The sequence below is a fragment of the Actinacidiphila cocklensis genome (assembly GCF_907177275.1).
Classification (GTDB): domain Bacteria; phylum Actinomycetota; class Actinomycetes; order Streptomycetales; family Streptomycetaceae; genus Actinacidiphila; species Actinacidiphila cocklensis.
In genome coordinates this window covers 204,835-223,914 of the sequence record NZ_CAJSLV010000059.1, presented here as the reverse complement: position 1 = coordinate 223,914, position 19,080 = coordinate 204,835, and the positions used below count along the sequence as shown (strand labels likewise).

The 19,080-nt window shown below is 71.6% G+C and carries 18 protein-coding genes and 1 pseudogene; 8 read left to right on the top strand and 11 right to left on the bottom strand.

Features of this window, described 5'->3' with window-relative positions:
• Window positions 1-16: 16 nt before the first annotated feature.
• The gene (locus tag NFU81_RS20235) at window positions 17-1,120 is read right to left on the bottom strand and encodes a bifunctional NAD(P)H-dependent oxidoreductase/GNAT family N-acetyltransferase (RefSeq protein WP_251491876.1); all 1,104 of its coding nucleotides are present in this window, start codon (window positions 1,118-1,120) and stop codon (window positions 17-19) included.
• A gap of 30 nt (window positions 1,121-1,150) precedes the next feature.
• Here NFU81_RS20235 and NFU81_RS20230 point away from each other — a divergent pair, with 30 nt between their 5' ends.
• From NFU81_RS20230 to NFU81_RS20215, 4 genes are all read left to right on the top strand, one after another.
• On the top strand, window positions 1,151-1,624 hold the full coding sequence (locus NFU81_RS20230; RefSeq protein WP_251491875.1) for a MarR family winged helix-turn-helix transcriptional regulator: 474 nt from the start codon (window positions 1,151-1,153) through the stop codon (window positions 1,622-1,624).
• A 318-nt stretch (window positions 1,625-1,942) separates the two neighbouring features.
• Entirely contained in the window at window positions 1,943-2,089 is a 147-nt protein-coding gene (locus tag NFU81_RS20225; RefSeq protein ID WP_251491874.1) for a hypothetical protein, read from the top strand.
• Window positions 2,082-2,759, top strand: a complete 678-nt coding sequence (locus tag NFU81_RS20220) for a DUF2637 domain-containing protein (protein WP_251491872.1) — start codon at window positions 2,082-2,084, stop codon at window positions 2,757-2,759. Before NFU81_RS20225 ends, NFU81_RS20220 begins: the two co-directional genes overlap by 8 nt.
• 177 nt (window positions 2,760-2,936) lie before the next feature.
• Entirely contained in the window at window positions 2,937-3,662 is a 726-nt protein-coding gene (locus tag NFU81_RS20215; RefSeq protein WP_251491870.1) for a hypothetical protein, read from the top strand.
• Between the two features lie 120 nt (window positions 3,663-3,782).
• Here NFU81_RS20215 and NFU81_RS20210 read toward each other — a convergent pair whose 3' ends face one another.
• The gene (locus tag NFU81_RS20210) at window positions 3,783-4,373 is read right to left on the bottom strand and encodes a snapalysin family zinc-dependent metalloprotease (RefSeq protein ID WP_251491868.1); all 591 of its coding nucleotides are present in this window, start codon (window positions 4,371-4,373) and stop codon (window positions 3,783-3,785) included.
• Between the two features lie 184 nt (window positions 4,374-4,557).
• Between NFU81_RS20210 and NFU81_RS20205 the strand changes: the two genes are divergently transcribed.
• Entirely contained in the window at window positions 4,558-5,802 is a 1,245-nt protein-coding gene (locus tag NFU81_RS20205) for a metallophosphoesterase (RefSeq protein WP_422665236.1), read from the top strand.
• An 85-nt stretch (window positions 5,803-5,887) separates the two neighbouring features.
• On the opposite strand, the gene NFU81_RS20200 is transcribed toward NFU81_RS20205, so the two are convergent.
• Entirely contained in the window at window positions 5,888-6,472 is a 585-nt protein-coding gene (locus NFU81_RS20200; protein WP_251491866.1) for a TerD family protein, read from the bottom strand.
• A gap of 249 nt (window positions 6,473-6,721) precedes the next feature.
• On the opposite strand from NFU81_RS20200, the gene NFU81_RS20195 reads away from it, so the two are divergent.
• Window positions 6,722-9,241: a DUF3376 domain-containing protein gene (locus NFU81_RS20195; RefSeq protein ID WP_251491864.1), complete on the top strand. Its 2,520-nt coding sequence runs from the start codon at window positions 6,722-6,724 to the stop codon at window positions 9,239-9,241.
• A 109-nt stretch (window positions 9,242-9,350) separates the two neighbouring features.
• Here the strand turns inward: NFU81_RS20195 and NFU81_RS20190 are convergent, their stop codons facing one another.
• Together NFU81_RS20190 and sigJ are read right to left on the bottom strand one after the other, a co-directional pair.
• Entirely contained in the window at window positions 9,351-10,595 is a 1,245-nt protein-coding gene (locus NFU81_RS20190; protein WP_251491862.1) for a chitinase, read from the bottom strand.
• 147 nt (window positions 10,596-10,742) lie between these two features.
• Complete coding sequence (gene sigJ, locus NFU81_RS20185) at window positions 10,743-11,675, bottom strand: RNA polymerase sigma factor SigJ (protein ID WP_251491860.1); 933 nt, start codon at window positions 11,673-11,675, stop codon at window positions 10,743-10,745.
• Between the two features lie 230 nt (window positions 11,676-11,905).
• On the opposite strand from sigJ, the gene NFU81_RS20180 reads away from it, so the two are divergent.
• Entirely contained in the window at window positions 11,906-13,087 is a 1,182-nt protein-coding gene (locus NFU81_RS20180; protein ID WP_251491858.1) for a cytochrome P450, read from the top strand.
• A gap of 17 nt (window positions 13,088-13,104) precedes the next feature.
• On the top strand, window positions 13,105-13,923 hold the full coding sequence (locus NFU81_RS20175; RefSeq protein WP_251491856.1) for an LLM class F420-dependent oxidoreductase: 819 nt from the start codon (window positions 13,105-13,107) through the stop codon (window positions 13,921-13,923).
• 39 nt (window positions 13,924-13,962) lie between these two features.
• Here the strand turns inward: NFU81_RS20175 and NFU81_RS20170 are convergent, their stop codons facing one another.
• The 6 genes and pseudogenes from NFU81_RS20170 to NFU81_RS20145 form a co-directional block, all read right to left on the bottom strand.
• Window positions 13,963-14,751, bottom strand: a complete 789-nt coding sequence (locus NFU81_RS20170; protein ID WP_251491854.1) for a glucose 1-dehydrogenase — start codon at window positions 14,749-14,751, stop codon at window positions 13,963-13,965.
• Window positions 14,752-14,851: 100 nt separating this feature from the next.
• Entirely contained in the window at window positions 14,852-15,481 is a 630-nt protein-coding gene (locus NFU81_RS20165; RefSeq protein ID WP_251491852.1) for an LUD domain-containing protein, read from the bottom strand.
• A gap of 116 nt (window positions 15,482-15,597) precedes the next feature.
• Window positions 15,598-16,659 (bottom strand): 3-oxoacyl-[acyl-carrier-protein] synthase III C-terminal domain-containing protein, encoded by a 1,062-nt coding sequence (locus tag NFU81_RS20160; RefSeq protein ID WP_251491850.1) that lies wholly within the window; start codon window positions 16,657-16,659, stop codon window positions 15,598-15,600.
• A 284-nt stretch (window positions 16,660-16,943) separates the two neighbouring features.
• Window positions 16,944-17,912, bottom strand: coding sequence for an MASE1 domain-containing protein (locus NFU81_RS20155; protein ID WP_251491848.1), 969 nt, complete (start codon window positions 17,910-17,912; stop codon window positions 16,944-16,946).
• A gap of 53 nt (window positions 17,913-17,965) precedes the next feature.
• Window positions 17,966-18,820 (bottom strand): PP2C family protein-serine/threonine phosphatase, encoded by an 855-nt coding sequence (locus NFU81_RS20150; protein ID WP_251491846.1) that lies wholly within the window; start codon window positions 18,818-18,820, stop codon window positions 17,966-17,968.
• Between the two features lie 59 nt (window positions 18,821-18,879).
• Window positions 18,880-19,080, bottom strand: a pseudogene (locus NFU81_RS20145) (hypothetical protein); the annotation flags it as partial.

Here is a 19,080-nt window from a genome sequence, read left to right as displayed (position 1 = left end):
CGTCCGGGTGCCCCGGTCACGTCGTGACCGGGGCGCTCACTTCCTGCCTGCTGCCGCGGGGCGCGGGGAGCGGCTTGGCGAGCCGGGCCGTCCCCTCGGGGCCACCGGGCACCGGCTGGTAGCCCTCGCTCTCGTAGAGGGCGATGTTGCGGCTGCTGGCGGCGCCGGTGGTGAGGACCACGCGCTCGCACCCGGCCGCGGCGGACTCGGCGGTGCGCAGCAGCCACCGGCCGAGCCCCTGCCCGCGCTGGTCGGGGGCGACGGCGAGCCGCCCGATCGACCAGTCGTCACCGCTGCGGCGGGCCCGCACCATCGCCAGCAGCCTGCCGTCCAGGAACAGGCCCGTGGCGTGCCATTCGGCCAGCCATGCCCGTACGTCGCCGAGTTGCTCGTGCAGGGCGGATACCGCCAGCGTGTCGTTGGCGACCGCCTCGTCGACCCAGCAGCACCGCTGCAGCACCATGGCCTGCGGCGCGTCGTCGGGGAGCAGGGGGCGTACGTACGAGCCCGGCAGCGGCCCCGGCGCCGCGCCCGAGGCGGCGCGTTCGCGCATCGGACGCAGGGCCTGGGCGACCCGCACCAGCTCGTCGAGGACGCCGACGGCCGCCCCGGCGAGGGCGGGGTCCTGCCGGACCTGCCCGTCCTGCACGGCGTCCGCGATCCGGAGGGCGACGGTGGCGCCCACGGGCACCAGGCGGAGCGTGGTCACCACCTGCTTGGCGTGCTGGACCGCCCGGGTGCCCGCCGAGGTGTTGCCGTAGCTGACGAAGCCGACCGGCTTCCAGGCCCATTCGGGACCGAGGTAGTCCAGCGCGTTCTTCAGCGTCGCGGGCATCCCGTAGTTGTACTCCGGCGTCACGATGACGAAGCCGTCGGCGGCCTCGGCCGTCGCGCTCCAGCGCCGCGTGTGCGCCTGGTGGTAGATGCCGGTGGACGGGTGCTCCTCCTCGTCCAGGAAGGGCAGTCCGAGGTCGCCGATGGCCAGTTGCTCCAGGTCCACGCCGAGTTCGCGGGCGCGGGGGGAGATCGTCCGCTCCAGCCAGCTGCCGACCGCCGGGCCGAGGGCGCCGGGGCGGGTGCTGCAGACGAGGACGAGGATGAGCGGCCTTTTCGTTGACATGGAAACGACGTTAGCTGCTAGATTGGTTACATGTCAACGAGATCGTCGGACCGTGCCGCCACCCCCTGGCTGGCCGCCGAGGAGGAGCGCGCCTGGCGGGCGTACCGCCGGATGGTGACCGCCGTGCAGGTACGCACCGCGCAGGACCTGGCGGAGCGCGGACTGTCGGAGGCGGACTACGAAGTGCTCAGCACCCTGTCCGAGCAGCCCGGCACCGCGAGCCCCCTGCACGAGCAGGCGGCCAAGATGGGCTGGTCGCGCAGCCGGCTCTCCCGCCACGCCACGCGCATGGAGGCGCGCGGCCTCCTGCGCCGCGAGCCGGACCCGACGGACGGGCGCGGATGCGTCCTGGTCCTCACCGGGCAGGGCCTGGACACGCTCAGGGACGCCGCCCCCGCCCACCTCGCCTCGGTGCGGCGCCACTTCGTCGACCGGCTCGCCCCCGAGGATCTCGCCGCCCTCGAACGCATCGCGGCGAAGGTCGCCGCGGCCCCTGCGGACTGACCGGAAGCGCCGCCCTTGCCGGGCGGCCCGGCCCGCGAGCCGGAGCGCCGGCGCGGCCCGTGAACGCAAAGCCTGGTGCGCCGGTCTCCGAAATGTCGACCGAATGCTGCGGAGATTCACTCCAATGCGCTGCATCCAGCGCAATCCCGGTCTCGTTGAAGAGGCGTGAAAGAGTCCTCTCGCCCTCTCCCTTCCGGAGGTGCGGCCTGGCAATCCGCCGACCCTGCTCCGGCGCCGCCGACCCTCGCTCCAGGGAGAATCGGACGGCCATCGGCCGGTGCGGATTCCGCCGAGTGGGAGCGGGTCGCCGGCCTGCCCGTGTTCGGCGACCTGCTGGACGATTTCCTGGCCCATGCGGGACGGGTCGAGGCCGATTTCACGATGCGCTGGAACGCCGCCCTTCTCGGAGCGCCGAAGGGTGTGCGCCGGCAGGCCCCGCAATCCGAGTGGCGGCCCTATGCGTGAATTCGACACGCATCAGTTCATCTCCCCCGATGCGTCCGACGCCGAGGCAGGGCAGCCGCTCCACTTCCCGCCCGATGACCACTCCGGCGCCGGCGCCGGGCGCTACGACCTGGATGCCGAGTTCGAGGAGCTCTTCCGGCCGCAGGACACGTACGTGGCGGCGCCGATCCATGAGGAGGCGCCCGGCGCCCCGCTGACCGCGAGCCCGCCGGTCGACCGTCGACGCAGGAAGCCGCGCCTGGTCTGGGCGCGGCGGTCGTCCGTGGTCGGGATCGGCATCCCGGGTGCCACCGCGCTGGTCACCTGCACGGTCGGCGTTCTCGGTGCCCGTGTCTGCTACCGCCCGCTGCACGACCTGGCCGTCCCGACCGCGTACAGCCTGGCCTCCTTGTGGCCGCTGCTGATCTACGGACCGTGGACCGTGGCGTGCCTGTCCATCCTGCACGCGGCGGCCCACCGGCGTCAGGTGCGGGCCGCCTGGCTGGTGATGCTGCTCTTCTCGGCGATCGCCATGGCCCTGGGCATTGCCCACGCCCCGCGGACGCTCAGCGGGATCGCCACGGCCGGTCTGCCACCCGTCTCCGCTCTTGTCAGCTTCCACCTGCTTTTCCGGCAGCTCACCCTTCTCCATCCGCGCCACGCCAAGCTGCCCCGGCAGCGCAAGCACTGACCGCGCCGGGTTTTCCCGTCGACCTCGTCGGGCGCCGGCTGTGGGACCTTTGAGAGGTTTACCCTGCTCTTCGAGGAGAAAGTCCAGGCGATGATCGGTAGCCCGCACGCAGAGGACTGGTTCGTGTGGGGAATACACTGCACCGAATCCCCCCATGTTCCGGGGGGTTGGCACCTTGTGGTCGAGTTCCCGGCGGTCAAGGAGATGATCGACCTGCTCGCACGGGGGTGGGTCACCGGGGAGGAGCTGCAATACGCCCTGGACGCCTTCGCGCAGCGATTTCACACGGCGGAGGAACTGAGCAGCGCGTTCGATGCCGGATTGAGCGGCGCGTTCGGCACCGGCGTTGGCAGCGCGTTCGACGCCGGGGTGGGCCGTCCGTTCGACGTCGAGCCGAGCGGTCCGTTCGACGTCGAGCCGAGCAGCGCGGTCGATCCCGGGCAGATCGGCGACGACTGCCCGCACGCCTGTCCTGTGTGCCTGGGCGCCCGTGCGGAGTTCGACGCCATCTCCATCGAGTCCTTCACGCACAAGGTGCGGCTCTCCGACCAGGACCGTCACCCGTACGCGGCAGGCAAGAACACCCTGCACCGCAGCTACTGCCCCAAGGTGGCGCAGTTCGTCGGCCGAGCCGAGCCGGTGGAGCCGCCCTGGTGCCTGGCCGCCCTGCCCGCCTTCGCGCACCACGGGGTGCTGAGCACCTCGTGGGCGGCCGGGATGCAGGTGATGACGGTGGAGGAGGCCACCGAGTGGGTCGGCCGTAAGACCGCGGCACCGGCAGGCACCGGTTACAAGAAGTGCCGCCACTGCCTGTCTCCGGTGCTGGGCACCGAGGCGGGCGCGAACGGGGAGGGCGTTCCCGCCGCGGGCTACTGGAGCGCGGGGAGCCCCGCGACCTGGTGAGGGCCGCGCGGGACCTGCTCCTCAGCGGGTTTCCGGCCGGCGGGTGATCAGTCGCCCGGTTGAACCTCCCGTCCACCGACCGGTGGACCCCGCCACCCACCGGCCGGTCGTCGCCGCAGGTCAGTGCGAGCGGGCGAGGTCCGGGGCGGACCAGACGTCGACCACGACCGGGTACCGGGCGGGGACCGCCGCCGCGGTGCGGTTCGCGTAGTTGCTGTCGACCCGCGCCGCCTCGGCCGTGTTGGGCTTGGCGTTGGTGCACGAGGTGCCGGGGCCGTGGCCGGACATGATCTCCGAGCACGGGCCGCTGTAGTCGTCGAGCAGCCCGAGGATGTGCCCGGTCTCGTGCGCGGCGATCCGCGTCATGTCGTAGCCCTCGGCGACCGCTTCCTGGCCCAACTGCACCTGGCCCCTGCCGCCGGGGAGGATCGGCCCGAGCGTCGTCTGCGGCCAGCCGCTGGTCGCCACGTAGACGTAGTCGGCGCGTGCTCCCGAACTGACGGGCTGCAGGTGGACGTTGTGGACCGCGCTGTTCCAGTTCTGCACGCCCGCCGTGACCGCGGCCGCCCACTGGCCCGCACGGCTGGCGTCGTAGGTCAGGGTGACCACCGCTGCGGTCGCCTTCGGCGCGGGCTGCGCCGAGGCGACTCCGGATGCGGCGCCCATCATGGCCGGGATCAGTGCCGCCACGGCGACCATTCGCTTGATCATGAGACCCGTTCCCCTCCCTGGCATCGGTTGCCCCGTGAGCCACAAGGGCACCATGTCGGTGGCGGACTCCACAAGTAGGCCGCAGGCAACCGGTGTTGGCACTTCATCCGCAGCGGGTCGGGCCGGGGAGGGCGCCCTTGAGATGATGGGGTCCGGCGGTGGGACAGGTGTGAGGGGCGGCGCAGTGGCAGACAGCGATTCCATCCAGGTGGAGGCGGACCCCGTGCCGCCCGGCGGCGGTCCTGAGCGCACCGCGGACGGTGGGCGGCCGGAGGGCGGGAGGGGGTCCCTGCGCCGGCGGCTGGGCGGGACCGTGGTCCTGCTCGTCCTCGCGATGCTGTTCTTCGTGCCCTGGTGGACGCTGTTCGCCTCCGGCGTCCACTGGCCCTTCCCGGTCTTCCTGGCCGGCACGGTCGTCTTCGCCTGCTGGCTGGTCTCCTTCCCGTTCCTGATGGCCGCGGGCCACGGGCGCCGGCGCGCCGACCGGGCGGCCCGCTTCGCGGACACCTCGCTCGGCGTGGTCTGGGTGCTGTTCACCTGGTCGGTGCTGGGCGGCCTGGTGCACCTCGTGCTGGCCGGGCTCGGCGTCGGCGGCGCCGACCGGGCCAGGGCCGTCGCGGCCGCGGTCGCCGCGGTCTCGGCCGGGCTGCTGGCGTGGGGGCACCAGGAGGCCATGCGCGTACCCCGGGTGAAGCGGCTGGACGTCCGCGTCCCGCGGCTCGGCGGCGGCCTGGACGGCACCCGTGTCGTCCTCCTGGCCGACACCCACTACGGGCCGATCGACCGGGCCGGCTGGTCGGCGCGGGTCGCCGAGGTGGTCAACGGGCTCGACGCGGACGTCGTCGTCCACGCAGGCGACATCGCCGACGGCACCCCCGTCCAGCGCCGGGAGCAGTCCGCGCCGCTGGGGACGATCCGGTCGCGGCTGGCGAAGGTCTACGTCACCGGGAACCACGAGTACTTCGGGGAGGCCCAGGGCTGGCTGGACCGCATGGCGGAACTGGGCTGGGAGCCGCTGCACAACCGCCACGTCGTGGTGGAGCGCGGCGGGGACCTCCTGGTCCTGGCGGGCGTGGACGACGTCACCGCGGAGTCCTCGGGTCTTGAGGGGCACCGCGCGAACCTGCTCGGCGCACTGGCGGGGGCGGACCCGGAGCGGCCGGTCCTGCTCGTCGCCCACCAGCCCAAGTACGTCGACCGGGCCGCTGCCGCCGGCGTCGACCTGCAGGTCTCCGGGCACACCCACGGCGGCCAGATCTGGCCCTTCAACTTCCTCGTCCGCATCGACCAGCCGGTGGTGCACGGCCTGAGCCGGCACGGCGAGCGCACCCAGCTCTACACCAGCCGCGGCACCGGCTTCTGGGGGCCGCCCTTCCGGGTCTTCGCGCCGGGCGAGATCACGCTGCTCACCCTGCGGTCGGGCACGTAGGACGGGCGGGCCGTCCATCGGTCACCGTCGGGGACGACGCCGAAGGGTCCTACCGGACGCGGTAGGACCCCGACGCGAGCCTTTGCTACTTGCTCATGGCGAAGCGCATCAGGGCCTGCTCGTCCCCCTGCTTGATCTTCCCCGTCTCGTTGATCACCTGGAGTTTCCAGCCGTCGGCGCCCCTTGTCACCTTGGCCACCGCGCAGCCGTTGTCGGTGCTGAGCAGGCTCGGCCAGATGTCGGCGACCTGCGTGGTGCTGCCGCCCGTCGCGTCGTACACCTTGAAGCTGATGTTCCGCGCGTTCTGGAAGGCGCTGCGCTTCTTGTACGCGGCGGCGACGAACACGATGGAGGTGATGATCGGCGGCACCTTGTCGAGCACGACGGTCACCGTCTCGTCGTCGCCGTCCCCGCGGCCCGTCTGGTTGTCCCCGCTGTGTATGAGCGAGCCGTTGCCGAACGGGTCGGTGGAGTCGAGCCCGGCCAGCCGCACCGGCTCGGTCCCCTGCATCGCCACGGCGATCAGGTCGAGGTCGGTGCCGGTCTTCTGGCGGATCTTGCCCATGAGCCCGCCGCTGCTTCCGGCGGTGGGGTCCCAGGACACCCCGATGGACAGATGGGTCACCCCGCCCAGATCCGCCGGCTCGTCTTCCTTCTTCAGCGTGATCATGCGTGATCCTCTTGTTGGTTGGGACTGCGACAGGTGAAGTGTGCCTGGTGCCCCGCACTGTGTACTCCACCAGGTCGGAAGTCCGCAGCCGTTCCGAAAGCGGACGCCCGAGGTCCGTCAGCGGGACGAGGTCCGCCGGCCCGTCCGCCCGATAGCCGAACCGGACGGCTTCCGCGGTGCGGGGCGGTCGCGGGTCTGGGACGGTCGAGGGGACCCCGAGCGGGCACGACCTCCGAGAAAGGGCCGGCGGTGAGCAGCGAGACCGAAGGGCGCGGGACCATCCGACTCGCGCTGGTGATGAACGGCGGCGTCAGTCTCGCGGTCTGGATGGGGGGCGTGACGCACGAGCTGGATCTGCTGCGGCGCGCGTCGTCGCCGCAGTACCCGGAGCCCGACGCGGCCGATCGGGACGTGCCGGTGTTCCGGGCCTGGCGGGAGCTGGTCAGGGAGAAGGGGAAGGAGGTGGAGATCGACATCCTGTCCGGCACGTCGGCCGGCGGACTCAACGGCCTCTTCCTCGCCACCGCGATCGCCCGCAACGCCCAGCTCCCCGACCTGCGGCAGATGTGGCGGTCGTCGGCGTCGCTCGACAAGCTGCTGAAGCAGCCGATGAGGGTCCGGCAGCGGCTGATGCGCGTGCCCGTCGAGGAGAACAGCATCCTGAACGGGATGTACTTCGAGAAGAAGATCGGCGAGGTGCTGAAGTCCATCAGGAACGGGTCCGTCCGCCAGCGGAAGATGGTCACGCTGTTCGTCACCGGGACGGCCCTGGACGGCCGCTGCCGGACGTACCGCGACAGCTACGGGCGGCCTTTCAGCGTGCCCGACCACCGGCGCGTCTACCGGTTCGAGAGCCATGTCCGGGACGTCGAGTACGCGAAGCAGGACGGCGCGTACGGGATCGTCGAATGCGGCAAGGAGGAGGCGAGCCACTTCTCGGACGAGGCCGAGGGGGTGCTGCGGCTCGCCGGCCGGGTCACCGCGGGCTTCCCCGGGGCGTTCGCCCCGATGAGCGAGTCCACGCTGCTCGAACGCCGGATCGTTCCCGACGACGGCAGGAGCTATCCGGCGAGCAGCGTGATGGACGGCGGGGTGCTCAACAACGAGCCGTTCGCCTCCGTCCTGGAGGCCATCACGAAGCGGGTGGCCTCCGGTGCCGTGGAGCGGGTGGTCACCTACGTCGTCCCCTCCGGCGGGCAGGTGGCCGAGGAGGCGGTCAAGGACCAGCGGAGCGCCGACATCAAGATCGGCACCACGCTGTGGAGCGCGAGCAACTACCCCAAGGAGGCGAACTTCCGCGCCAGCGTGGAAGAGCTGGACAACCGGCTGGCCACGAGCGGGCTGGCCACCCGTGACGAGCTGTTCGGGCGGCTGGTCGACGTCCTCGCCGAGGGCGACGCCGCGGGCGGGGAAGCGTTCGTCCGGCGTACCGCGGAGGCGGCGAGCGGGCTCCTGGGCGAATACCGGCGGAGCCGGCTCAACGCCCTGCTGCTGGCGCTGCAGCCGGCGGCCGGAGCCGACACGGGTGCCGTGACCACGCTGTCTGCTCCCGAGGTGCCGAACCGTGAGGCCTTCGACGCGATCCTCGCCACGACGGACTGGCTGTGGTGCCCGTCGGACCATCCGGACGAGATCTCGGACCCGCAGTGCGAGGGGCCGGAAACCTGGCGGTGGGGGCTGATCGTCGCCGAACGGCTCGTCCAGCTCCTGGGGAACTACCTGCAGACCCGCCTGGCGCCGGTGTCCGGCGTGCCGCCGTTCGCCGAAGGGTCCGAGGGGCGTGCGGCGCTGAGCGACGCGACGATCTTCATCGACAAGCAGCTCAGGGAAGTCATCGCCATCACGGACGCGGTGAAGGCGGAGGAGATCCGGCGGCGCCCCGCGGGGGCCGAGCTGAGCGAGGAGCAGGTCGCCCGCCTGGTCAACGGCGTGTTCCGCGACCTGGATGCCACCGGCGCGGCCGGTGTGCGGGTGTGGCGGGCCGCGGACGAGTTCGCGAAGGCGCTGAACACGGCGGACGCCGAGCGGAGGACGGGCGACGCGGCGGGCGGGGACGGGATCTGGGAGGCGAGGACGGTGGTCTCCGCGGGGCTGCAGGTCGAGGTCCTCACGCAGACCTTCGCGCCTCCCGCCAAGGTGATCGGCAAGCTCACCCCGCGGTTCAGGTTCCTGCGCCTGGGACCCGACAGCGTCGGGCCGCTGTTCAACGAGGACTGGTCGGAGGGCCTGGGCGACCGGAAGCTCTACGGCATCCGGTTCCACCACTTCGGCGCGTTCATCAACGACGACTGGCGGAAGTCGGACTTCCTCTGGGGCCGGCTGGACGCGGTCCACCACCTGCTGCCCCTGCTGGTGCCGCCCTCCGACGTCCTGGCGCGGGAGAAGGAGCTCCACCGGGCCATCCTGGGGGCCGAGACGGGTCTTCCGGCCGACAAGGCCATCGCCGGAATGCGGGAGCGCCTCGCGCAGCTCAAGCACAGCACGGACGCCGACCTGCTGAACAGGAACGACCGCGCGACGGTGAAGGCGGCCGGCGACTCCGTCGTCGGCTGGGCCACCAAGGGCCAGGGCAGGCTGGTCCGCCAGGTCGCCTCATCGGTCTGGTCGTACGTGTGGGAGGCCTGGTCGCACGGGGAGTCGGTGCGCGGCGGGAATCTGACCGGCGCCGTGACGAAGCCCTTCAGGAGGCTGATGTGGGGGGCGGCCGCGGGTTATCTGGCCCTGCTGGCCGGCATCGTCGTGGTCATCGTCCTGGTGGTCGTCCTGTAGGACCCGTGCGGCGACGGTCGTTCGCGGCCGCGGGTCGGCCCGGCCCCGAACGGGGGCCGGGCCGTGGGACGTTCCCGTATCAGCGGATCAGCGGACGGAGACCGGCGGCTCAGCAGGCGCCGAGGTCCTGCCAGACACCCCATTCACCGGTGGTCCCGGGCTCCTCGCCCTGCGTCCACCACTTCGCCTTCCAGTTGTGGCCCTTCCAGGAGGCCGTGTTGCCGCCGGTGTAGATCTGCGAGGCGCTCCAGGAGGCGGTGGTGCACGTCGTCCCCCCGGTGGTCCCGCCGGCCGTGGTGCCGCCGGTGGTCGTTCCGCCCGTGGTGGTGCCGCCGGTCGTGGTCCCGCCGGTGGTGCCGCCGGTGGTGCCGCCCGAGCCGCCCGTGTACCGCAGGAAGATGTCGGTGAAGGCCAGGCTGCTCTGGCTGATCTGGCTGCACGTGGACAGCGAGTTGGCGCTGCCGCCGCACGGCTGGTCGCGGTCGACCGACCAGAACGCCAGTCTTGCGACGCCCTGTTGGGCGGCGAAGGTCTCCACGGTCTGGGCGTCGGCCAGGGTGAACGTCGAGCCGTCGTCGTTCTTGCCGATCATCGGGGTGATCCCGAGGTTGGCGTAGGTGTAGCCGGCGTCGACGGACTGCATCTGGGACAGCGTGGCCTGGGCGGCTGAGACCGAGCCCTGGCCCATCTGGGTGCCGGTGCCCGCGTAGAAGTCCATGGTCATGATGTTGACCACGTCGATCTTGACGCCCGCGCTCTTGGCGGCCTTGATGATGTTCACGCCGTCGTTGGTCAGCCCGCTGGTCAGGACCGGCAGGGTCACCGAGAACTTCAGGCTCGGGTTGGACGCCTTGAGGTCCTTCATGGCCTGCATCTGCCGTGCCGTGGCGGCGGTGTCCGCGATCGCGGCGCCCTCGATGTCGAAGTCCAGCTGGGTGACGCCGTAGTCGTTGATGAGGGCCTGGTAACCGGCGTCGATCGAGCTCTGGTTGGAGCAGGTCCACGCCAGCGGCAGGCCGGCCGCGCCGCCCGAGGAGATGATCAGCGAGGCGCCCTCGGACTTCGCCTTCGCGATCAGCGGGTCGGTGAAGGAGTCGTTGCCGATGGGAAGGGTGTCGCCCCAGATCTGGTTGCAGCCGGACCCGAGCACGAAGGCGGCCGTGTAGGCCTTGAGCCCGTGCCCGGTGATGGCGGTGTCGAGCAGGCCTTCCTGGCTGTTGGACATGTCGACGTAGGGAGCCACGGAGTAGACGCTGGTCGCCGCGGCGTTGCCGTCGGGAGCCAGGGCGAGGACCGCACCGGCGGTCGCGAGCGTGAGCGCGGAGGCGGAGGCCGCCCATTTGGCAAGCTGCATGAAAGCCCCTCATGCGTGAAGTGGTGGGGGGAGGGTGCATCTCGGGCCTGAGTTGGTACGTACCAAACAGCGCGCAGGTGCATCGCGTCAAGAGGACTAGACCAACTTCCGCTGTTTCACCACAACCCGGGGCCGGGGCCGGTGCGGTCAGTTCGGGGTCCAGGAGCGGAGTTTTTCCGGGTTGAGGATGGCCCAGATGTGCTTGATGCGGCCGCCCGCGATGTCGAAGGCCAGGACCGCGACCGTGGTACCGGCGTGCCGGCTCACCAGGCCGGGCTGGCCGTTGACGGTGCGCTCCACGATGGTCAGGGGGGCGCGTTCGGCCAACTCGACGCAGGCGCGGGCGATCTGCTCGCCGCCCTCGACCGGGCGGTCCGCGGCCGTGGCCAGGCCGCCGCTGTCGGTGGTCACCATGGCGTCGGGGTCCAGCAGGGCGATCAGGCCGTCGATGTCCTTGGCCAACCACACCTGCCTGAACTCCCGCACGATGTCGGCCTGCTGCGCTTTCGGGGCCGTGGAGGCGCGCGAGTTGCGGATGCGGTGGCGGGCCGCGGAGGCCAGCTCCTGGCAGGCCGCCGGGGTCGGGCCGACGATCTCGGCCACCTCGGCGAAGGAGAAGCGGAACAGGTCGTGCAGCACGAAGGCCACCCGCTCGGCGGGGGTCATCGCGTCGAGGACGACCAGGAAGGCCATGCTCACCGACTCGTCGAGGGTGACCCGGTCGGCCGGGTCCGTGCCGGTGCCGCCCGGTGGGGCCGCGGACCACTCCGCCTGCTGCGGCAGCGGCTCGGGGATCCACTCACCCACGTACGACGCGCGCCGGGCCCGCGCGGAGTCGAGCAGGTCCAGGCAGATCCGGCTGAGAACCGTCGTGAGCCAGGTGCCGGGGGAGGCGACCGCGTCCTGGTCCTCGCGCGGCATCGCGTACCACCGGGCGTAGGTCTCCCGGACGGCGTCCTCGGCGTCGGCCAGCGAGCCGAGCAGCCGGTAGCCGAGGTCGGTCAACTGGCGCCGCTCGCTGATGATCACGCTCAGGCTGGGATCGGACCTGCCGTTCCCGGGTCCCGACTCGGTGGTCATCGTGTGTCACCAGTCCCTCCGCGGCGTCTTCTCTCACCACTCCGACAACACAGCGCACCCGAATGTCAGGTCGGCCTCCCGCCTCACATTCCAGCCGGTTGTCTTGTCGTACCTATGAGGCGCACAGATCACTCAGCGAGCAGGAACCCCAGGAGTATCACTTTCTGACGCTCTGTCAGGCACCGGAACAGGGACGCTCGAACCGATCACAAGTGTGGAGGCGATCGAAGGTGGCAGTGGAGTACAGCCCCTACGACGTGCAACTCAACGTCGACCCTTACCCGCTGTATGCGCGGCTCCGGGAGGAGGCGCCCGTCTATCACAACGCAGACCTGGACATCTGGGTGCTGTCACGACATGCGGACGTGGATGCCGCGTTACGCGACCCCGCGGGTTACTCCAGCTCCAACGGCCCCGTCCTGGACGACGCCATCTGGGGTCCCGACGCGCACAAGATGATGTCGTTCAGCGCGATGGACGCGCCCGACCACACCCGGACGCGGGCGCTGGTGTCGTCGGTGTTCAACCCCCGCCGCGTCGCCGCGATGGAGCCGCACATCCGCGAGATCGTGCGCACCCACCTCGAAGCGGCGCTGGAGCGCGAGTCGTTCGACTTCATCGCCGACGTGGCCGCCACCGTCCCGATGGACGTCATCTCCGAGCTGATCGGGGTGCCGGCCGACGACCGGGCCGAGGCCCGCCGCCTGATCAACCTCGCGTTCCACCGCCCGCCGGGCGCGCGGGACATGACGCCGGAGAACGCCCAGGCGATGGGCGAGCTGGCGGGGTTGTTCGTGCGCTGGGTCGCCGAACGGCGCAGCACCCCGGCCGAGGACCTGCTGACGACGCTGGCGCAGGCGGAGGTCGACGGCTCGCCGCTGACCGACCCGGAGATCATCTCGCTGCTCGGCCTGCTGGTCACGGCGGGCTACGAGACGAGCCTGCGGCTGCTGGGCAACGCCTGGTACTGGGCGTGGCGCAACCCCGAGCAGCTCGCCCGCGCCTTCGACGGGGGGATATCGGAGTGGATCGAGGAGACCCTGCGCTACGACGCCCCCGTCCAGTACGTGCTGCGCACCCTCACCGAGGAGCGGACCATCCACGGCGTCCGGGTGCCCGCGGGCGCGCGCGTCCTGCTGCTGATCGCGTCCGCCAACCGCGACTCCGAGGTGTTCGCCGACGCCGAGAGCTATGACCTCGACCGCGCCAACACCCACCGCGCGATCAGCTTCGGGGGCGGCCCGCACTTCTGTATCGGTGCCCCGCTGGCCCGGCTGGAGGGCCGGATCGTCCTGGACGAACTGGCCTCCCTGATCAGCGGGTACCAGATCGACGCGGAGCGCAGCATCCGCGTCTACACCACCAACATCCGTGGGTTCGCCTCGCTGCCCACGACGCTCAAGCTCCGCTGACCGGTGAGGTGACCGCGATGAAGTTCGGTGTATCGACGTTCGTGACCGACGAGGGGATAGCACCCGACGCGCTCGGGTCCGCGCTGGAGGAGAGGGGGTTCGACTCGCTGTACGTGACCGAGCACACCCACATCCCGGCCAGCCGGGAGACGCCGTTCCCCGGCGGGATGGACCTTCCCCCGATGTACTACCGCACGTTCGACCCGATCGTGGCGCTCACCGCCGCCGCCGTCGTCACCGAACGGCTGCTGCTGGGCACCGGCATCGCGCTGATCCCGCAGCGCGACCCGATCGTCTTCGCCAAGGAACTGGCCTCGCTGGACCACGTGTCCGGCGGCCGCGCCGTCCTCGGCATCGGCGCCGGCTGGAACCGCGAGGAGATGCGCGACCACGGCACCGACCCGCGCACCCGGTTCGCGCTGATGCGCGAGCGCGTGCTGGCGATGAAGGAGCTGTGGACCCAGGAGCAGGCCGAGTTCCACGGCAAGTACGTGGACTTCCCGCCGTCGTTCGCCTGGCCCAAGCCGCTCCACCCGATCCCGGTGCTGGTCGGCGGCTGGGGACCGGGGACCTTCGACCGGGTGCTGGAGTTCGGCGACGGCTGGTTCCCCTACGCCGCCAGCGCCGAGGCGCTCGGCACCGCCGTCACCGAACTGCGCGAGCGGGCCGGGGCGGAGCGGCACGTGAACGTCGTGGTGCACGCGGCCGCGCCGGAGCGGAAGGCCGTCGAGGACCTGACGGCGGCCGGCGTGGACGAGATCACGTTCAACCTGCCGGTCGAGCCGCGCGACGGGACGCTGCGCAACCTCGACCGGATGGCTGAACTGCTGGGCTGACCGGGGACCGCCCCCGCCCCGCGGGGGCCGCCCCCGGCGTCAGACGGTGCCGCCGGGGAGGTCCTCAGGGGCGGGGGCGTGCTGCATCAGGCCGGCCTCCCCCGCCGTCCAGCCGCCGTCGACGGCGATGTCCGAACCCGTGGTGTACGCGGCCGCGTCGGAGATCAGGAAGGACACCGCCTCGCCGACCTCGGCCGGCAGGCCGACCCGGCCCAGCGGGGACAGCGGGAAGTTGCCCTCGCCCTGCTTCACGCCGCGGGCCGCGGTCATCGGGGTGTACATCAGGCCCGGGTGGACCGAGTTCACCCGTATCCGGTAGCGGCCCAGCTCCACCGCCGCGATCTTGGTCAGGCCGCGGGCGCCCCACTTGGACACCCCGTACCCCGAGGTGAGCGGGTGCCCGCTCAGGCCCGTGGCGGAGCCGATGTTGACGATCGAGCCGCCGCCGGCCGCCCGCATGGGCGCGATGACCGCCTTCAACCCGAGGAAGATCCCGGTCAGGTTGACCTTCAGGACCTCCTCGAAGTGCTCCAGGGTCTCGTGCTCTATCAGCGACCAGGAGTCGATGCCGGCGTTGTTGACCAGGCCGTCCAGCCGGCCGTAGCGGTCGACCGTCGCGTCCACCACGGACCTCCAGTCGTCCTCGCTGGTCACGTCGTGGCGCAGGAACAGCCCGCCGACCTCGGCGGCGGCCTTCTCGCCCTCCTCGCGGTCCCGTCCGGTGACCACCACGCTGGCCCCCTCCCGGGCCATGCAGGCGGCCGTCGCCGTGCCCAGCCCGCCGGAGCCGCCCGTCACGATCACTACCTTGCCCTGCAGACCCGACATGGGAGTCCCTCCTGGTGTTCGTGCGGTGGATATGCCGAAGTCCCGGCCACCCGGCTGTGCGCCGTGGTGGCCGGGACCTTTCACCTCTGTGGTGCCGGAATCAGAATCCGATGGCCTCGCGGACCAGCACGACGGTGCCGCGCCCGGGCATCGGCTCCTTGTTGAGGACGAGCAGGCGGTTGACCGAGCTGGGCACGCCGTAGACCTTCATGGCCCGCTCGCTCTCCAGCGGGAGGCAGTACTCCTCGATGCGGCGCAGCGCCGTCTCCAGGTCGGGCACGATCTTCTGCGCCCCGACGACCCAGACCGCACGCGGTGCGGCGCCCGAGAAGCCGGCCAGCTGGCTGCCGCTGGCCGAGGCGAGCACGAGGGAGCCGCTCTCGGTGACCGCGGAGACGCTGCCCACGATGACCTCCGGGACGGCCAGCAGCCGCCAGATCTCGGCCAGCTGGGTGCCGCGGTCCATGGTCGTGCTGCGCGACTTCACGGAGTCGTATCGCCCGCTGGTGTTGATGTCGTCGTCGATGCCGGACAGCCGCAGGGTCTCGCTGGCCCCGGTGAAGACGAGGGCGCCCTCGGGGATCAGCTTCTTGACGAGCTCCCGCGCGGCAGCGGCGTCGTCGACGATCTCGACGGCGAAGTTCTTCTCCTTCAGCGCGGCGGCCACTCGCTCCAGGAGCTCGGCGGGCGCCGGTTCAGTGAACGGTGTGGCCGGAACCTGGGTGGTCATGTGGTGCCTCCTGAGCTTCCTGCTCGCTAGGGGTGTGTACGTCTCTCATCAGTACGACAAAGCAGCCCGCCGGAATGTCAGGCGCGGCGCCGCCATGCGGGGGACGGGAGAGGCGTCTACCGGACCTGCAGGACCACCAGGCTCCACTGGAAGCCGAGCCCCTCGGCGATCATGAGGATGATGTCGCCGCTGCTGCACTTCCCGGTGTCGACCAGGTGGGCGAGGGCGCTGAACTGGTCGGCCGCGCCGGTGTGGCCGGTGACCGCGGAGTAGTCCCATGTGGTGCGGGAGATGGGGATGTCCAGCGGGTCGAGGTAGTTCCGGTAGAGGAACGGCTCCCCGATGGCCGGGACCAGCACGTGGGCGACGTCGGCCAGGCTGTCGACGCGGGCCTGCGCGAGGGCGGCGTCGATGGTGGCCCGCAGGCCGCCGCGCAGGCGCGGGAGGACCTGGTCGGTGCCCATCCGGGTCTGCAGGAAGTTGCGGGCGCGCGCGGTGATGTCGACGGGCGTACGGTCCGAGGGGACCTCGGCGTGGATGCCGCTCAGCGTGGGGTCGGTGAGGGTCGCCGCGGACAGGATGCGGGCGAACCCGGCGTCGCGGCCGACCACGACGGCGGAGGCGCCGTCGGCGAAGATGTAGCCCTGCTCGCAGTTGTAGCGGTCGATGTGCGGCATCCGCCAGACGTCGGCCGCGACGATGAGCGCGGCGCGGTCGTGGGAGGGGAGCAGCCGGTACGCGGCGAGCAGCAGCGCGTTGAGGCCGGCCACGCAGCCGCCCGACAGCTCGGTGGCGAAGTCACAGGGGGCGCCGACGACTTCGGCCAGGCCCGTGGCCATGTTGTACAGCCGCGGGCGGGTGTAGGGGAACACGTTGGCGAAGAGCACGGCGCCGATGTCGGTGACGGGCACGTCCGCCCGGGAGGTGGCCGCCAGGGCGGCGGCCGACGCGATGTCGAACACGCTCGTCGACTCGTCCGCGACGGCGACGGAGGTCATGCCGGTGATCTTGGCGTTCTCCTCCGATATCAGCCCGTCGCGCACCGCGTCCGCCAGGGGTAACGCGGGCAGGGGCGTGGACGCCGCGGAAGCGATGTAGAGCGGGGGCCCCGAGGTGAAGCCGATGGCGCTGGGGGTCGCGGCCGGGAAGGCAGGCGTTGCCGGAACGTCGTTGGTCATGGTGCCTCCTGGCGGTTGGGTGCGGCGGGTCATAACGGGCAGGCGGTGCCGTTGCCGTTGCCGTTCGGGAGCTGTCGCGGAAGGCGGGGCACCGGGCCGTCGGCCGGTCGGGCGGGCTGTGCCGCGGCGGAGCGCCGGCGCGTGGGCGGCGAGGACGCCGCAGGCCCGGCGGGGAGGTGACCGTGGGGCGTCGGAGCGCCGTCCCCCAGTGCGATCACCATATCGGGAAGGGTGCCGAAGTCCCGGGACGGAATCAAGGGAGGTCTGCGGGGCAATTTTTTTTGCTACGGCAAGCCGTGGCCGGAAGCGGAACCGGAGCCGGAACCGGGCAGGTCCGGGCCGACGAGTTCGGTGAGCCGGGCGCAGAGGCGCTGGATCTCGGCGTGGGTGCGGTCGCGTTCGATGATCACGACGGCGAGGAGGAGGGCCGTCAGGGCGATGGCCCCGTTGAACCCCTGGAGGGTGACCATGTTGCCCAGCAGGGTGTGGTGCCCGAACGGGCCGACCTGCCGGGCCGCCGCCAGGATGGCCAGGGTCGAGAAGACCAGGGCGCAGGTCGTAGCGCCGAAGAGCTGGAAGCGGAACGCCGACCAGATCAGCACGGGGAAGGCCAGGAAGAGCAGCGAGGCGTGGGACGTGCTGGTCGCGAGGTAGCCGGCGGCCAGCGTGCACAGGGCCAGGGCGGCGGCCTCGGCCCAGCGGGCGGGCGGCAGGTCGCGGGGCCGGTGGGGCGCGCGGAGCACCAGGAGGAACGGCGTGACGACGAGGACGCCCATGGCGTCGCCGGTCCACCACACCGACCAGGTGGGCCAGAAGTCCGCCGAGTCCAGGGCGCTGGACAGGACCAGGGCGGAGGTGCCGAGCGTGGAGCTGACGAGCATCGCGCCGAAGGCGGCGAGGAAGATCAGGGACAGGACGTCGCGGAGCCGGTCCAGGTCGTTGTGGAAGCCGGCCCACCGCAGCAGGAGGTAGGCCGCCACCGGCGCGAGGGTGTTCCCGACGGTGATGGTCAGGGCGATCCAGGCCGGGCCGCCGAGGGTCACGTTGACCACGAAGGCACCGACGGCGACGCCTGGCCAGGTGCGCAGCCCGAACAGCAGCAGCCCGGTCAGCGCGACACCGGTCGGCGGCCAGAGCGGCGTGACCTGGCCGCGCACCAGTTGCTGGAGCAGCCCCAGCTTTGCTGCCCCGTAGTAGACGGCGGCAAGGACGACGATCTGCCCGGCGATGAGGAGACGTCCGCGCACCGGCATACGAGGAAGATATCCCTACGATTCGGGAAATCCACACCTATCGGTCCGCCGGTCTACCGGTCCGCGCGTCGCCCGGGGAGCCCGTCGTAATGCACCACCAGGACCGCCGCGTCGTCGTTGTGCCCGGTCAGGTCGGCGACCTGGATCACCGCGGAGGCCAGCTCCTCCGGGTCGCGGTCGTGCCCGGCCCGCACCAGCCGGTCCACCTCGCCGAGGCCGACGCCGATCGGGCAGGCCGGACCCTCGACGACGCCGTCGGTGAGCAGCACGAGCGTGCCCGGGTACGGCACCCACCGGTGCGTGACCGGGTAGCGCGTGCCGGGCAGCACGCCCAGCGGCGGGCCGCAGCTGTCGTCCGCGACACCGTGGGCACCGCCCGCGTGCGCCCAGACCATCGGGACGTGCCCGGCCCGGGCCAGGTCCATGCCGCCGGTGAGCGGATCGAAGCGGATGAAGCAGCAGGTCGCGAAGAGGGTGCCGCCGGTGGACAGCAGCAGGTCGTTCTCGTACCGCAGCAGCTCGCCGGGGTCGGTGGTGGTGCTGGCCAGCGCGCGCAGGCCGATCCGGATCTGCCCCATGGCGGCCGCGGCCTCCACGTCGTGCCCCTGGACGTCGCCGATGGTGATCCCGACCGTGCCGTCGGCCATCGGGAAGGCGTCGTACCAGTCGCCGCCGACGTCCAGCCCGTCCTGCGAGGGCTGGTAGCGGGCGGCGAGCTGCATCCCGGCGATCTGCGGCAGCTCCGCCGGGAGCATGTCCCGCTGCAGCGCGAGCGCCAGCTCCACCCGTGCCCGCTGCAACCTGATCCGCTCGCCCGTCCGATCCACCAGATGGGCGAGGGCCACCAGCAGCTCCGGGGTGCTCTCCACCTCTTTACGGGCGGCGGCCCCGTGCCGGTGCTCCCGCATGGCCGCTCCCACAGCGTCTGCTATGCCCACATTTATCTACTTTAGTGGGGCCGAGTGGGTCACACCACCATGGTGTACCGGGGGACGAAGAGGGCACCGGTCATGTCGCGCGAGGTGAAGGGGGCCTGCCGGCTCCCGGTACCGCGGTAGCGCCACGTGGAGCCGTCCCGGTCCTCGGCGACGATGTCAGGCCTGCCGTCGACGTTGCTGTCGCCCACGCCGATGATCTGGGTGTAGATGTTCCAGCCGCCGCCGATGCG